This window comes from Paenibacillus sp. 01T424, from assembly GCF_056398745.1.
In genome coordinates this window covers 1-17,059 of record NZ_JBFTPZ010000020.1, presented here as the reverse complement: position 1 = coordinate 17,059, position 17,059 = coordinate 1, and the positions used below count along the sequence as shown (strand labels likewise).

The 17,059-nt window shown below is 44.6% G+C and carries 9 protein-coding genes; 7 read left to right on the top strand and 2 right to left on the bottom strand.

What is annotated here, in order from left to right; all coding sequences use genetic code 11:
- The first annotated feature begins 8 nt into the window (after positions 1-8).
- Both AC1DPK_RS16395 and AC1DPK_RS16390 read left to right on the top strand, forming a co-directional pair.
- Complete coding sequence (locus tag AC1DPK_RS16395; RefSeq protein ID WP_441875673.1) at positions 9-758, top strand: class I SAM-dependent methyltransferase; 750 nt, start codon at positions 9-11, stop codon at positions 756-758.
- Positions 755-1,795: an MBL fold metallo-hydrolase gene (locus AC1DPK_RS16390; RefSeq protein WP_477511000.1), complete on the top strand. Its 1,041-nt coding sequence runs from the start codon at positions 755-757 to the stop codon at positions 1,793-1,795. The genes AC1DPK_RS16395 and AC1DPK_RS16390 overlap by 4 nt, the downstream gene beginning before the upstream one ends.
- Here the strand turns inward: AC1DPK_RS16390 and AC1DPK_RS16385 are convergent.
- Together AC1DPK_RS16385 and AC1DPK_RS16380 are read right to left on the bottom strand one after the other, a co-directional pair.
- Complete coding sequence (locus AC1DPK_RS16385; RefSeq protein WP_477510999.1) at positions 1,792-3,405, bottom strand: response regulator; 1,614 nt, start codon at positions 3,403-3,405, stop codon at positions 1,792-1,794. The genes AC1DPK_RS16390 and AC1DPK_RS16385 overlap by 4 nt on opposite strands.
- 24 nt (positions 3,406-3,429) lie before the next feature.
- The gene (locus AC1DPK_RS16380) at positions 3,430-5,163 is read right to left on the bottom strand and encodes a sensor histidine kinase (RefSeq protein ID WP_441875682.1); all 1,734 of its coding nucleotides are present in this window, start codon (positions 5,161-5,163) and stop codon (positions 3,430-3,432) included.
- A gap of 268 nt (positions 5,164-5,431) precedes the next feature.
- Between AC1DPK_RS16380 and AC1DPK_RS16375 the strand changes: the two genes are divergently transcribed.
- The 5 genes from AC1DPK_RS16375 to AC1DPK_RS16355 all read left to right on the top strand — a co-directional run.
- Entirely contained in the window at positions 5,432-6,286 is an 855-nt protein-coding gene (locus tag AC1DPK_RS16375; RefSeq protein WP_477511052.1) for an ABC transporter permease, read from the top strand.
- Between the two features lie 23 nt (positions 6,287-6,309).
- Positions 6,310-7,188: a carbohydrate ABC transporter permease gene (locus tag AC1DPK_RS16370; RefSeq protein WP_441962930.1), complete on the top strand. Its 879-nt coding sequence runs from the start codon at positions 6,310-6,312 to the stop codon at positions 7,186-7,188.
- Between the two features lie 127 nt (positions 7,189-7,315).
- Positions 7,316-9,049, top strand: a complete 1,734-nt coding sequence (locus AC1DPK_RS16365; RefSeq protein WP_477510998.1) for an extracellular solute-binding protein — start codon at positions 7,316-7,318, stop codon at positions 9,047-9,049.
- Positions 9,050-9,213: 164 nt separating this feature from the next.
- Entirely contained in the window at positions 9,214-14,370 is a 5,157-nt protein-coding gene (locus tag AC1DPK_RS16360; protein WP_477510997.1) for a family 16 glycosylhydrolase, read from the top strand.
- Positions 14,321-17,059, top strand: a 2,739-nt coding sequence (locus AC1DPK_RS16355; RefSeq protein ID WP_477511051.1) for a carbohydrate binding domain-containing protein, incomplete at its 3' end; no start/stop codon positions are given. The genes AC1DPK_RS16360 and AC1DPK_RS16355, both read left to right, overlap by 50 nt.

Sequence of the window (17,059 nt, the reverse complement as noted above, 5' to 3'; positions counted from 1 at the left end):
GCATTAATATGAAACCATGGTACGAACAGAGCTTCGGCTCCGATTATATGCTTGTCTACAAACATCGCGATTGGGAAAATGCAAATAAAGAAGCTTCCAAAATGATCGCTTGGCTAGAGCTGGCGGAAGGTTCTCATGTACTTGATATAGGCTGTGGAATGGGAAGGCATTCACTCGCTTTAGCAAATCTTGGCTACACCGTTACAGGTATGGATTTATCGACTGCATTGCTTGATGAAGCTCATCGTCATGATGAAGATGGACTTGTTGAATGGGTTAAAGGGGATATGCGGGAGCTGCCGTTTGAGGCGGAGCGTTTTGACGCGACTGTCAATTTATTTACCTCATTTGGCTATTTCACAGCAGAGGAAGATAATGTGAGCGTGCTTCGGCATATTCGGAGAGTGCTGCGTACAGACGGTTGTTTTTTAATCGATTTCCTTAATCCTATTTATGTGGCTCAAACCTTGGTGCCCCGATCGGAACGTATCGATGAGGAGACAGGTCTGCTTATACAAGAGGCAAGATCCATTGCAAATGGTTGGGTGCAGAAGGGCATTTCAATCTTCAATCCGGAAAAAGAAGAGAAGCCAAGACAGTATTTAGAACAGGTAAGGCTGTACAACCTAGACTGGTTCGAAAACAATCTAGATGCTTGCAGTCTTAGGATAGACAAGCTGTACGGCAATTACGATGGTTCGAAATACGATCCAGAGGCTTCTCCGCGAATGATTATGACAGGGAGAGCTAAAAGATGATATTTGAAAACAAGGATTCAAGCAGCATGCCGTCTTCAAATGAACAGGAGTCTTTACATACGGTTTCGTGGCAGGAAGGATGGCTGCAGGTAAAGGTCCCGGTTCCCTTTTCCCTCAAGTGGGTTAATAGCTATCTTATACCCGAAGAACAGGGATATACGCTCATTGATCCGGGACTGCGAACGGACGAAGCCATTCAGGTATGGGATAAAGTCTTGCAGCATCATAACCTGGAGTGGAGCAATGTTACAAGAATCATTTTGACGCATCAGCATCCCGATCATTATGGCCTCGCTGGTTATGTGCAAGAGAGAAGCGGGGCGCCTGTATTTATTTCACGCAGGGCACATGACTATGCGATTAGGCTGTGGGGAGAAAAAAGTGAGTTCGGCGAGCAGCTGCAGGCTCTATATGCGAAGCATGGTATGCCGATTCAGCATAGAGAGGCTATTGCGCAAAATCTTGAAACCTTTGTGGAGATGGTATCCCCTCAACCAGAGGTAACCTATATCGAAGCGGGAGATCAAATCATAATTGGCGGAATGAGCTGGCTTCTAATTGACGCGCCTGGTCATGCAAATGGTCAGCTATGTTTCTATCAGAAAGAACGCAAATGGATGGTATGCGGAGATCAGGTGATGCCTCATATTACCCCGAATGTGAGCATAGTGCCCGGTGAGGATGGCGATCCATTGGAAGCATTTCTGGGCAGCTTGCAGGAGCTTGCTCATTATGAGGTTCAATTGGCTTTTCCAGGACATCGGGATCCTTTTACCGATTTCCATGGCAGGATATTGGAGCTGCAGCAGCATCATATACGGAGGTTAGACAAAATGGTTCGGATGCTCGAAGAAGAGCCCCGCACTGCCTATGGCATGTGCGAGGCTCTATTCGGCAATCGTCTGAACGGGAATGCGCATCAGCTGAGATTTGCAATGTCGGAGACACTTGCGCATTTGGTATATTTGGAGCGTCAAGCTCGAATCTTTTTTACTGAAAAAGATGGCTTTTATAATTATTTTGCGATCACCGCTTAACGATCACGGAATTCCTGCGGGGTAATGCCGTATCGATCTTTGAACACCTTTATGAAATAACTCGTTTTCAAATAACCGACTTTAGCTGCTATCTCGTAAATTTTGTCTGTTGTCGTGCGAAGCATATGCGCTGCCGTCTCCATTTTCAATCTGGATAAGTAGTCGCTTATGCCTTCGCCGGTTTCCAGCTTATATATTTTTGACAAGTAGGACGGATTCAGAAATACATGGGAAGCAATCGATTGCAGTGAAGCGTCTTCTAAATGGCTTGAAACATATTCTTGAACCTTCTGAATCGTACTGGAACGAGAATGCTGTACTTTGCTAGTCATATGGCTTCTATAGTTATCAAGTATGCCAGACGTCCAAGTGCGAAGCTGCTTAATCGTATGAAAGTGGGGACCGCTAAGCAGTTGATTGAACTCAGATCCCATAATGTCGGACATCCACAGCTTGTTTTTATGAATGGAGAAACTTAACGAGCTTGCAATCATGAAATAGGTTTCCAAAATATGCTCATGCGACTCGCCCCATTTAAGCTCCAGCTCCTCAAACGCAAGATTTAGTTTCTCCTCGATCGCGTCCCATTGTCCTGCCTCAAGCAAATGAATAAGCAGCGGCGGATTGTATAAATGAGAGAGGGAATTCGCTTCTCCTTGCTGTGATTCCTCTGTCAGTGTGAGGAGAAATCCGCGTTCACTGCCAATGCGCTGTCTAAAGTTGATAAGAGAGAAATCATAGGTTTCACGAAGCTCAAGCGGAAATACATCCTGCTTCGTAATGACTAACGATACGGTCCCCTTTAAATACAATTTCACATAATGCTGAAGCTGTGCTGCTTTTTGCTCAATGAGATGCAGCATGGAAGCTTGCTCTTGGCGTTGATTTTCTTTGCCCATAATGAGAAATACAAAGTAGCCATGCTCGTCCTTCGTATGCCATAACCTATATTCCTCTGTAAATATTTCCTCCGCGATGTTGCACACGGCGTATTCAAGCAGCGAGCTGTCACGTTCGCTTTGCTCATAGAAGTAGTCCTCCATCCGCATTAGCATCATACAATATGGCTCTTTTGGATGAAAAGCGAGGTTCAGAATGTCGAGCTTTTCTTTTAATTTTTCGTCGCTGTAGGCCTGTCCCTTCAGAAGTGAGAGCAGAAGATGATTTCGTAAAATAGGGACATTTTCTTTCAAAGAGGTTAGCGCGCTTTGATGCGAGCTGACCTCCTTCCAATGCTCTTCCAGCTGGGAAGCTGCTTTCCGAACGGCTTGCAGCAGCTCTTCGTCTTCAGCAGGCTTGAGCAAATAGTCGCTTGCTTGGAACTGAAGTGCTTTTTGGGCATACTCAAAATCATTATAGCCGGACAATAAAATACATTTCACATTGCTCCATGATGCTTTGATTTGCTCGATTAAATCAAGGCCGGAGAGGCCGGGCATATGAATATCTGTAATGACGATATCAATAGGCGTAGCCTGCATAATTTCAAGTGCTTCCCGCCCAGAGTGTGCCTGATAGACGGAATCAATGCCAACTGAGCTCCATGGTAAATTACTGGCTAAATCCTCTACGAGATCAGGCTGGTCATCGACAATTAAAAGTTGATACATGGTGAACAGCTCCTATTCATTCATCTAGTTGGCATAGTTTTCATGCGGCCAAGACAGGTACACAGCAACGCCGCCTTCTTCGCGAATTCGGAAGCTGATTGATGCCTCAGAACCAAATTGGAACAGCATCCGCTGCCTAATATTCCACAGCGCGCAGCCGCTCGTATCATCAGGCGGATTGATAATTTTTTTCTCCAGCTTTCGAAGGGCTTCGTCCGTCATCCCCATCCCGTTATCTTCTACAATAATCGTGTGATAGCGATCATTGCTTTCACCGGAAATGGTGATGAGCCCATCACCGTCAAATCGTTCAATCCCGTGCAGCACCGCGTTTTCAACGACAGGCTGCAGGAGCAGACGCGGAATCTGAGCACCAAGCATCGAATCAGGCACCTCGATGCGATAGGACAGGTGCTGGATATGAAATTGTTGAATTTCCAAATAGCTCTCAACAAGCTGCAGCTCTTCCCTCAGCGTTGCGGTCAGCTTCTCGACCCTTGTCGTATAGCGATAATAGGTAGACAAGTGCATGGCAAGCCGCATGACAGATTCCTTTTTATCCAGCCTAGCGAGGCTGCGTATGAGCGCGAAACAATTGTATAAAAAATGCGGATTAATCTGGGATTGCAGCTGCTTTACATTGGCTTCACGCCTGCGAAGCTCCTCCACATAAACCTTCTGAATAAGCTGTTCCGTATTCGCAGCCATATCGTTAAATCTTTGAAATAAATAAGTAAATTCATTTTTGGGGTTTACCGTTATTCTTGCGGAATAGTTGCCTTCCTGCAGCCGTTTCACACTCCGAATAAGCAAACCGATTGGGCGCTGTACATTTCGATAAAGCAAATAACCTGCGAGCAAGCTCATAATGAGCAGCAAACCGACGGAGCCGTAAAATAAATTTTGGCTTTTGACGATAGGTTTCAAAACATTTGCAAGCGGTACGTAGTCAATCAAATACCAATCCAACGTTTTTACATGCGCAGAGGTGACGAGAAAATCATCCCCATTTATCGTCATAATTTGATTGGACGCTTCTGGGACGGTCATTTTTTTGAGCAGCGCTTGAATGCTCTTGGTCATTTCTTTATCGGCCGTTTTATTTTTTATCATGCGCCCATCGGAATGGACAAGAAACGGATCGCCTTTGCCTGCCAGCTTGAACGTATCCAAATCTTTAATGAGATGCTCCTCTGGAAAAGAAATCTCAACGATGATACCGGCTTTCTCTATATCTGTGATTTTGCTTTTTGGCTTGACGATATGGCGTACGAAACGATTTTGCTTTATGTTTTGAATCGTCATTTCCTCGTACTTCCAGGTCGGGGTCAATATTTTTTTGATCGATTCGAGATCATACGAGAGATACGTATTTGTTGAGACGAGCTGCTTGCTTGCCGGCGCTGTAATGCTGTATTGCGTATCCCAGCGCTGTGCGACATTGAGCAGGCGAAGCCTCTCGAGAATGCGCAGCTTCTCATCGTTTCGCTGGTATGTGCTTTCAATTAAATGTAAATTTTGCAGCTGCTGGATATGGATATCTTCGCTGAGCAGAAAGCCAAGCGTCGAAAGCGTTGTTACGCTTTTATCAACCTCGCTCGCTAGAAATGTAATGTCCTTCTGCTTCAACGATTTCATTTCTTCCGTGATAACTCCGATGCTTGTCCGTATAGAAAGCGTATACAAAATAATGATCGGGATAAGCAAAAGGACGATCAATGTAATCATTTTGGCAAATGTGTTTTCTCTTAAACGCATGCTGGAGTCCTCTCTTTTTATGAAAATAATGATACATAAGTAAACAAAATGGCATGCTTCCAAAGATCGTGGTCTATAGAACAGGAGAGACTGCTGGTAAAATTAATCATACAGGAGAGATGAAAAAACTCAAATCAAATTTTGTTTGGAAAGGGGCAGAACAGTGGAAAGTGCGCTAAACAAACCGCTGCAGCAAGAACCAGAACAAAGACAACAAAAGGATAAAAGAGCGAGAGAACTATTTAGCCGTACTTGGCCCTTGCATCTCATGCTGCTTCCGGCGGCTATTGTTACCTTTATATTTGCTTATGTACCAATGAGCGGGTTAATTATGGCCTTTCAGGATTTTAAACCTTATAACGGCATGTTTCATTCGAAGCTTGTTGGACTGGAGCACTTCCGCTTTATGTTTGAGTATCCAGACAGCAAACAGGTCATTTGGAACACGTTAATCATTTCGGGCTTAAAGATCGTTTTTGGCTTAATCGTGCCGTTCACGTTCGCGATTCTGCTTAATGAGGTTCGAAAAATGCTGTTCAAGCGAGTGGTACAAACTTTGGTGTACTTGCCGCATTTTATATCATGGGTAATTTTAGGTGCGATCCTTACTGACATGCTGGGCAGTAAAGGAATCGTGAATCAGATGCTCAACAGTCTCGGCATAGATTCCGTATTTTGGCTTGGGAACGGGGATTGGTTCCGTTTTACCGTTATCGTAAGCGATATTTGGCAAAACTTCGGTTTTAACACCATCGTGTTTCTTGCGGCATTGGCGGGTGTAAATCCTTCATTGTACGAAGCGGCTGAGGTGGATGGCGCCACGCGCTGGAAGCAGACGCTGCACATCACGGTTCCGTCGATGATTCCAATCGCAGTTGTCGTAGGCACGTTGTCCCTCGGCAATATTTTGAACGGGGGCTTCGATCAAATTTTCAATCTATACAATTCGCTTGTATACGATAAGGGAGACATTATCGATACGTTCGTCTATCGGACAGCGATATTGAATGGTCAATACAGCTTTGGAACAGCTGTTGGTTTGTTTAAATCACTAATCGGTTTGATCATGATCGTCTTCTCTTACCGAATGGCATACAAATACGCAGGTTATCGAATTTTCTAGGAAAGAGAGGGGCGAGAAAAAGCATGTATCACAAAACAACAGGTTATAAAGCTTTTTCAGTATTTAACTATATTTTGCTCGCGATCATTTGTATTTCTTGTATTATTCCGCTCGTTCATATTCTAGCTGTAAGCTTAAGCGCCAGCTCGCCAGCCAACGCGAATCTGGTCAAGCTATGGCCGATCGGCTTCAACTTTGAAGCCTATTCCAAAACGCTGAATAACGATAATTTTCACAATGCTCTTTTTGTAGGTTTTAAGCGTACGGCGCTCGGCACGCTCGTCGGCATGACTTTGATGATTCTAGCGGGTTATGCATTATCCAAAGATGGACGGACATTTAAGAGCCGTTCGGTCTATACGTGGTATTTTCTCTTTACGATGTTGTTCAGTGGTGGTATTGTTCCTTCGTACATGCTTATTCGCAACTTGGATTTAATGAACTCGATTTGGGCGCTTATTCTGCCAGGGGCGATCAACGTATTTAATATGGTGCTTCTAATGAACTTTTTCCGGGCAGTACCGAAGGAGCTGGAGGAAGCTTCGCTCATGGATGGAGCAGGACAGTTCCGAACGCTTTGGAGTATATTTTTACCCATTTCAATGCCGGCTTTAGCTACGATTTCATTGTTTACCATGGTTACACATTGGAATTCATGGTTTGATGGATTGTTATATATTACAGATTATAGAAAATATCCATTAGCAACCTTTTTGCAAACGATCATTGTACAGCAGGATTTTAATAAAATAAATCCCGATGTCAACGAGCTTAAGCATATCTCGCAGCGTACCGTTAAATCCGCGCAAATCTTCATTGGTACGTTGCCGATACTGCTTGTATACCCCTTTTTACAGCGATATTTCGTGAAAGGCATCATCATGGGGGCTGTCAAAGAATAGTGCAAGAAAAAGGCATCAATAACAAAATTATGGTCTTTCGGAGCTGTAAAGCGAGCTGTATATTGGTAACAAGCGATATTACAAATATCGTTAATAATAACAAAAATTAACTTACGGGGGTAAAGGCATGAAGAAGTCGCTTTCGGTCTTATTGGTACTATCATTTATGCTCGCAATCGCAGCTTGTTCTGGAAACAACACGAACAAGGGGACTAACAGTCCGTCAGCAACAAACAAAGCGAGCAACGAACCAGCCAAGGTTGAAGAAGGAAGCACTGAAGGCTTTGCGGATGGCAAGTATACGACACCAATTACGTTAACGACAGTTTGGGGTCTTAACCAAAATGGTTCAATCTTCAAAGAAGGCGAGTCCATTGAGGATAATGTTCATACTCGTCTTATCAAAGAAAGACTTGGCATTGACATTAAATACAACTGGGTTGTAACGAATACGAATGATGCATACAAAACAAAGCTTCGCCTTATGCTGTCATCAGGTGAGGAAATGCCGGATGTTGTCACTTACCGCGGAGATATGGAAACGGTTAATATGTTGATCGACTCCGGTCAATTTATGCCGGTAGGCGATTTGGTCGACAAATACGCGAACGATACTTACAAAGCAGGCCTTGATCTTGATCCAACCATCTGGCTGCCAATTAGCCGGGGCGCTGACAAAATGGCCTTGCCTATTCTAGATTATGCCTACAACGCTGATCATGTCATGTGGATTCGTGAGGATTGGCTGACAAAGCTTAACCTTAAGGCTCCAACAACGCTTGCAGAAATGGAAACGGTTATGGAAGCATTCGTTAAGAATGATCCAGATGGAGACAGCAAAGCAGATACAATTGGCCTTGCAACGGGCTTCAAAAATGGCTTCGCTAACTGGATGACTGATATCGGCTTCGTGTTTGGTGCTTATGGCACAATGCCTGGTCAATGGAATCAAGCAGCGGATGGATCTTTGGCACATGGTTCGATCAATCCAGCAGCTAAAGATGCATTAACAAAATTAAAAGAATGGTTAGACAAAGGCTACATTTCACAAGATTCAGCATTGCTTGATGAATCAACGGGCTCGGAATTGTTTACTAAAGGCGAAGCGGGAATTATTTTTGGACCAAACTGGCTTCCAGCATGGCCTTTCCCAGATCTTCTGAACAACGTTCCTGGCGCAAAATATAAAGCGTATCCAATTCCTGCTGGTCCAGACGGCAAAATTGGTTCCGCAGGCGGCAACCCGCCAGCAAACGGTTATGTATTCGTAAACAAAAAAGCTAAAAATCCTGAAGCTATTTTACACTACTATAACTGGTTCTTCGATAATATGGCTAACCCGCAGCCGGGCAGCGAATTCGAGAAGGGCTTCGCAGAAGGTTATGATTATGCAACACTTCCAGACGGCTCTATTACTGCGGATATTGCAAAATACCCAGACCTATTCCCTGGTTTGAAGGATCAAACAGCACCACCGCTCTACTACACGCTCACTTTTGAAGGCGCTCGTATTCCTACTCTTTATGCAGAAACGCATGTTAAGCTTGCTGGCGGCGCAGAGCCGGTAACGCCATACGAGAAACAAGAGTTTAATACACGTCTAAAAGAGAATACAGATGCGATGAAAGTGGTTATGGACCAAAATTCGATCCGCATGAAAAACTACTACATGGGTCCTTTGACGGAAACGATGCAAAGTAAAAACGAGCTTCTGAACAAGCTGCTTAATGAAACGTTCAGCAAAATCGTATATGGGCAACAACCGGTAGATTCGTTCGACACGATGGTTGAAAACTGGAAAAAATCAGGCGGCGAACAAATTACAAAAGAAGTTAACGATTGGTACAACAGCGTAAAATAAGGAGTTATTTTCAGCTGAGGCATCATGTAAAAGTTTAATAGATAGAGAAAACAGTCTGTCACGTTGCAGTTTATCATTTAGCTGTAAGGGGCAGGCTGTTTCCTTGACAAGACAAGTAAGCGTTATCATTTTATTTCATAATCCGGAAAGGATGTAGGAGAAGCATGAATAAACGGTTTATCTCCATAATATTGGTGTTCATGATGCTCACAAGCAGCTTGCCAGCTGTCAGTGCGGCGACAGCCACAGATGAGAAGGGAACGGCGCATTGGGGCGAGAAAGTGCTGGAAAAATGGATTTCTAAGGGGATGCTTAGCGGATATCCGGATGGGAGCTTGCAGCCTGATCGTCAAGTGACGAGAGCTGAATTTACAAAGCTGGTTCATACGATCTTTCAGTTTGAAGCTAAAGGCTCGAATACCTTTACAGATGTAGCCGCTGACGCTTGGTACAGCAAGCAGGTTGCTGCTGCGTTGGAAGCTGGAGTGATTACCGGTTACCCGGATGGCAGCTTTAAGCCTGACGCGCCACTTACGAGGCAGGAGGCTGCGAAAATAACAGCTGAACTGTTTAAGCAGGCTGCGGTAGATGGGAATCAGCTATCTAGCTTTACGGATTATAATCAAGTACAAGCTTATGCAAAAGCACCGTTAGAGCAACTGCTGGCAGGAGGATACATAACGGGTTATCCGGATCAAACCATTCGGCCGAAAAAACCGATTACTCGTGCAGAGGCCATCACATTGCTTGACCGAATTGCTGGTGAAATCATTAATGCAGCTGGCACCTATGAAAATTTGAAAATAGCCGGAAATGCTGTCGTAAATACAGCGGGAGTAAAGATCAACAAAACTGCTATCGATAAGGATTTGTTCTTAACGCAGGGAATTGGCGAAGGCGATGTCTATTTAACGGATGTGGATGTGAAAGGAACGGTCTACATCAATGGGGGCGGAATCAACAGCATTCATTTTATAAATTCGAAGCTGAATAAGCTTATTGTGAATAAACCTGCTGGAAAAGTACGCGTCGAACTCACAGGCTCTTCGCAGGTGCAGCAGCTTATTGTGGAAACGGGATCTGATATACAAATTGATGCTGGAGCAAGCAGTCAATTACTTACGATTTCGGATACAGCTGAAGGAACGACAATTCAGGTAAATGGTACTGTAAATCAAATGGTTAATACAGGTTCAAGCACGACATTAAATGGAAATAGCTTAGGCAAAAGCAGTGATGTCACTGTTCAGAACGGAATTGTAAAAACAGGACAACCGTCTGGCTCAGGTCAAAGCGGTGGTGGCGGTCAAACGACTCCGCAACCAACTCCAACAGCAGCACCGACAAACTCACCGACACCTTCACCTACGACAGAACCGACGGCGACACCAACAACAGCACCTGTGGATGAATGGGAGCTTGTATGGAATGATGAATTTGATGGAAGTGGCGACAACGTTGATACAAATGGCGTTAACCTCGACAAATGGGCTTATCAGTTAGGCACGGGCTCTCAATATGGCCTTGATGGCTGGGGGAACAATGAAGAACAGTATTATCGCTCCGAAAATATTAAGGTGGCGGACGGGAAATTAACGATCACCGCTGACGATGATGGTTTTGGCGGAAAGAAATATACATCAGGCAGACTATATACAGAGCCTACCTTTAATAAAACGTATGGAAAATTTGAAGCTCGCATGAAGCTGCCGGTAGGTAACGGCATTTGGCCTGCCTTCTGGATGATGCCGAAGGATAGCGAGTATGGGGTTTGGGCTTCATCTGGAGAACTCGATATTATGGAAGCGCGCGGCCGCTTACCGGAAAAAGTCGGCGGAGCCATTCATTACGGTAAAAACTGGCCGGCAAACAAGTCAAAAAGTGCAGATTACATTTTTGGAGAAGAAACGGATATTACCGACTATCACACTTACGGTGTAGAGTGGGAGCCTGGTGAAATTCGTTGGTATGTTGACGGACAATTATTCCAGAAGCTTAATAATTGGGATAGCTGGGGAGCAGATCAACCTGCAAAATATGCGTTTCCCGCTCCGTTTGATAAGCCGTTTTACATGATTTTGAACTTGGCCGTTGGCGGTAATTTTGACGGTGGGATAACACCCGACTCATCACTGCTGCCAGTGAAAATGGAAGTCGACTATGTTCGTGTCTATGAGCTAACTGGCAGACCGTATAAGACGCCTGTAGAGCCTAGCGTCGACTCAGAGCCATATCCAGATCAATATAAAGAACCGATTGCAGGTAATTTTATTCATGATAATAGCTACAGCAAGCCGTTCACAACCATTGCTGAGGCGAATCAAGCTTTAGATACGAATTATTGGAATTTTGTACATGTAAGCACATTCCAAGGTAACGGCTCGATTTCTGTTGAAGCTTTAAATGGTGTAAATTATGCCAAGGCGGATATTACGAGCAGCGGGAATGCCATACATGCGGTTCAACTCATTCAGAATGTAACGCTTGGTAAAGGCAGATGGTATAAGCTTACTTTTGACGCTAAATCGAATGCAAATCGAAATGCGACCGTCAAATTTGGCGGCGGGGAAACACGCGGCTGGACGACTTACTCCGATATTATGGATGTAAAGCTGACAAACAATATCCAATCCTATGAAATGATATTCCAAATGGGTGCCGAGACGGATACGCTGGCTAGACTCGAATTCAACCTTGGACTAAGCACGAATCCGGTCTGGATCGGCAATGTGAAGGTTGAAGAAACCGCCTCCCCAGATCCGTTTCATGATAACGACCCTAAAGAGCCGTTGAACGGCAATCATGTGTATAACGGCAGCTTCGACCTAGGTCGAATCGATCGTCTGACTTATTGGAATTTCAATAAGGCTGGAGGCAACGCTGCAGCATCGGTGAATGCTGAAACTAGAGAACTTAAAATATCGAATCTTGATGGCGAAACAGAGCCTAAGTCGATCTCGCTTACGCAGTCGGGTATCAATCTACTGAAAGAAAACGATTATAAGGTAACATTTAAGGCTAGAGCAGCTACTGCACGCACCATTCAGATTGGTGTGTACAAATCAGATGGTACGGCCTATGCCGCTCCAGAGACGATCTCGCTTGCATCCGAGATGAAGGAGTATACATTTCAGTTTGCGATGGAGCAGTCCAACGATAGTAATGGACAGTTGGTATTTTTATTAGGCGGCCATCAGGCTGACATTTATTTAGACGATATTAAGATGATTCGATTGACTAACAACAACACGGGCGAATTGGCGCTGGCAGATCAATTTCCGGTGAAAAATGGCGACTTCTCGAGTGGCAAGGTGAGTTGGAGCGAGCATGTGCAGGGACGTTATGACGGATGGGGCTCAAGCGCGGACTTTAACGCTCAGAACGAAGAGATGAAGATTGCGATTGCGAGCGAAGGTGTTAATCCTTGGGACGTCATGCTGATGCAAAATAATATTAATCTATTTAAAGGCAAAACGTATATGGTAACGTTAGATGCAAGTTCATCCAAAAACCGTGAAATGGAAATTGTTATTGAAGTAGGCAGCACGCGTTATTTGTCCAAAAAGGTGCAATTGACGCAGACGAAACAAACGTTCAGCTACGAGCTGCTTGTTCAGAGCGACATTACGCCGACGTTTAAGCTGCTGCTAGGTAAACTGGACGGTGCAACTGTGATAGGCGAGCATGATGTATTTGTTGACAACATACATGTGGAGCAGCAGGATGCACGAAGTAAAGCCTTCTTGGTCAAAAATGGATATTTTGATGCAGGAATGCAGGATTGGAGCACACATATTCAGGGCATTTATGATGGCCCCTCGAGAGCAGCCATTACAGATGACAATGGTGCGGTGAAAGTCGCGATAGCGAACGCTGGCTTGAATGCGTGGGATATTGTTTTGCAGCAGGGCTCATTGGCGCTAGTTAAAGGCAAAACGTATGTCGTTACCTTTTTGGCCAGAGCAACTTCGCCGCGAACCATTGAAGCGGTTGTTGAGAACAGCGCATATAATCGTTTCTTAAATGAAAAGCTGCAGCTTGATACGGTTACTAAAAAGTACAGCTACGAGTTCACTATGGCAAAGGATGACAACGCAACCTATAAACTGCTTTTTGGAGTGCAGCCTGATGCTCCTTCTGCGGCACATGACGTATTTATCGACAATGTGCATCTTGAACTGAAAGGAGCTAAGGAAGCAGCAGGCGAGAAGGCTCGCAGCTCAAATGATATTATGCTGCTGCTTCCTCCAGTAATTTCAAAAGATGTATCCGATAATGAATTGGGTCAAAATATCGACATTACCTTTAATGATAATGAGGCTTGGAGAAATGCGATAACTGATGTATTTGTCGATGAATCTAAGCTTCCTAAAGAAGCGTATCAGCTTGCCTCAGGAAAGCTAACAATCGATAAGAACCAATTCAGTGCAGTTAAATCATACACCATCATGATTAGGTCAACTGGTTATGAGCTTACTCAAGTGATCCAAAGTATTCAAGAGAAAAACATATGGAGTCTCGTATGGAATGATGAGTTTGACAGCGTAGGAGATAATCTGGATACAAACGGTGTCGATCTTGACAAGTGGGCGTATCAGCTTGGCAACGGCAGTGAGTATGGCGTAGGCGACTGGGGCAATAACGAGCTGCAGTTTTATAAGAAAGAAAATATAAAGATCGAGAATGGCCAAATGATTATCAAAGCCAAAAAAGAGAATTTTGGCGGTAAACAATATACGTCAGGCCGGCTTTGGACCAGTCCAACCTTCAGCAAAGCTTATGGCAAATTCGAAGCGCGGATTAAGCTCCCTGCGGGTCAAGGCTTATGGCCGGCGTTTTGGATGATGCCGAAGGACAGTGAATACGGCGGATGGGCTTCCTCAGGTGAAATTGACATTATGGAAGCTAGAGGACGAGTGCCAGGTGAAGTTGATGGTACCATTCATTTTGGCAAAAATGCTCCTAATAACAAAATTACCGGTGCGCAGTATGAATTTCCCCAAGGTGAGGACATCACGGGTTACCATACTTATTCTTTAGAGTGGGAACCAGGTGAGCTGCGCTGGTATGTGGATGGGAATTTGTTTCAAACGCTTAATGATTGGAATAGCTGGGGAGCAGATCAACCCGAAAAATATGCTTTTCCAGCACCATTTGATAAGGAGTTTTACATTATTCTCAATCTAGCTGTAGGAGGCAATTATGACGGCGGGTTGAAGCCTGATCCTTCCTTGTTGTCAGCTCAGATGGAGATTGACTATGTGCGTGCTTATGAGCTTACTGGCAGACCTTACTGGCAGACCTTACAAGGTGCCTGTTGAACCGATGCTTGTAAAGGATTCGTTCCCGCAAAATGGGAAAGCGGCTGTAGATGGCAATTTCATTTATGATCCTGCTTATACTCATGGCGTTAAGAACATCACAGTAGAAAATCCGGTAATAGATATGAATTACTGGAATTTCCTTCATGGGGCTGAATTTGGCGGAGCGGGTGAGGTTTCGGTTGATCCGATTGACGGGTCACCATTTGCCAAAGTAGACATTTCGAATGGCGGGAATGTGCCATATTCCTTGCAGCTTGTCCAGTATGTAACGCTTGTTAAAGGCCAGGCCTACAAAATTAGCTTTGATGCAAAGGCATCAGCGCCGCGCAGCATGAGCTTGAAGTTTGGCGGCGATGCGAACAGCGGCTGGGGAATTTATTCCGACAACTTTGAAGCATCCTTGAAGGATCAGGTCGGGAATTATGAGTATCGCTTCCTCATGTCAGACAAAACAAATGCTGCTGCGAGGTTGGAATTCAATTTAGGTCAAAACGTAAATGATGTGTGGATCGGAAATGTTCATTTAGAGGAAATCGATGAGTTAATTGAACCAAGTGCTGCAAAAGCTCCACTGAATAACGGCAATCACATTTACAATGGAGGTTTTGATCTAGGGACGATGGATCGTCTGCTCTATTGGAACACAAAAATAACGGATTCGGCTGCTGCTGACATCAGTGTAGATCCATTATTGCGCAGGTTAAACGTTAATATTTCTGATGGTGGTACTAATGCTTCGTCTATAAAACTAACCCAACAGGGCATTAATCTGCTGCAAAAGGATTCGTATGAGCTGACTTTTGATGCAGAAGCTTCGGCCGCTCGGACCATTACCGTACAGCTTAAGAGAAAAGACGGATCAACGATTTATTCAGGTCCACACGCGATTCAGCTAGATACATCGAATAGTTCGCATAAGCTCTCATTTACGATGCCTCCTAACGTAACAGACGAGGAAGCGCAGCTTGAGTTTTTGTTAGGCGGCAGCAACGCTGGGGTTCAGCTGGATAACATTAAGCTTATTCGCACAACAAATTTGAATGTTGATTTTACAGGCGTCGATTTGTTTCCGCTTAAGAATGGAGATTTCTCCAATGGGCTAAGCGGCTGGGAGCCGTTTACGCAAGGAGGTACAGCAGCATTCACGGAATCGAATGGAGCTGCAAAAATAGCGGTAACAAACGTAGGAGGGGAAGCCTGGAACGTGATGTTTAACCAGTCGAACCTTAAGCTTTCCAAGGGGATGACGTATTTGCTCTCTTTTGATGCGAGTTCGACGGTAGCACGGGACATTGAAGCGGCTCTCGAAAATGCTGGTTATACACGGCGTTTTTATACGGGACCTTTGATGCTGACGCCTTCGATGCAGCATTTTGAATTTACATTTAAGATGATGACCGATGATAATGTCGCTCTTAAATTTTTACTTGGCAAAACTCCAAAAAGTGCAGCTGCACCGCATGACATTTTCTTTGATAATGTTGTGCTGGAGRTGAAGGATGCGCCAATGCTGCGCCCGCCAACCTTAATACCAGATAAAACGGATAACCTAGTAGGGAGCGCGGTAGAAATCCGTTTTGTAGATAACGAAGCCTGGAGAACGGCGATTAGTGCAATTGAAGTGAATGGAGCTGTATTTGCTGGTGCAAATTATACCCTTCAGCCTGGCAGCATCATGATTGATCCATCTGTTTTTGCAAGCGATCAATTATATACGATTAATGTCAAATCGACGGGCTTTGCGGATACAAGTGTTAATCAATTAATGCTTGCAGCAGATGGAAACCTTGTACTAAACGGTGGAATGACGAATGGGTCAGCTAACTGGGTGCATTGGTTTGGTGATGGGGGAGATTCGAAATATACACCTAAAGATGGTGTTGCCCAAATCGACATCTATTACCATGGGGGCATGCACCCAGAATGGAATGTTCCTGTAGGCTGGTCCACACAGTTTAACCAAAGCGGAATCAAGCTAGAGGCAGGCAAATCCTATGAGCTTTCCTTTAACGCATGGTCAACGGTAAATCGTCCGATAGCAGTGGAGCTGGGTGGATACAACAACACTGAAAGCGTACATTTTAATCTGACTAGTGATTCAGCTGCCGCTTATAAGAAAAGTTTGCGACCAAATAGCAACGTGGATATGACTCTTAAGTTTTTGCTTGGCAACGTCGTAAATGGTGCTTTTGTTACGCCTGATGGCGAGCATACGATTTACATTGATAATGTCGCTATTCGTGAAGTAGCAGCACCACCGGTATTAGTGGCCGATTCGACTGAAAACAAAGTCGGACAGACAATTGAGCTGACATTTGCAGACTCTCCTGCTTGGCGTGCCGCAATTACGCAGCTTACGATTGACGGTGCAGCTGTCCAGAGCAGCAGCTATACGGTTGAGGCAGGAAAAATCAAGCTTAATGCAGATTTATTTACAAGTGTCAAAACGTATCTCATCACCGTTGCCGCAGCAGGATACGGCATCAGCGAGGTGCAGCAGCAGGTGAAGACGGCTGCCGCAAACATTGCTCTTCATAAAGCTGCTGCTGCATCATCAGGCAATCAACCAGCAGCTAACGCTGTAGATGGAGCGGGCAATACGAGATGGGAGTCGGAGTCATCAGATCCTCAGTGGATTTCTATTGATTTTGGCGCAGTCTATAAGCTGGAAAGTGCTGTCCTGAGC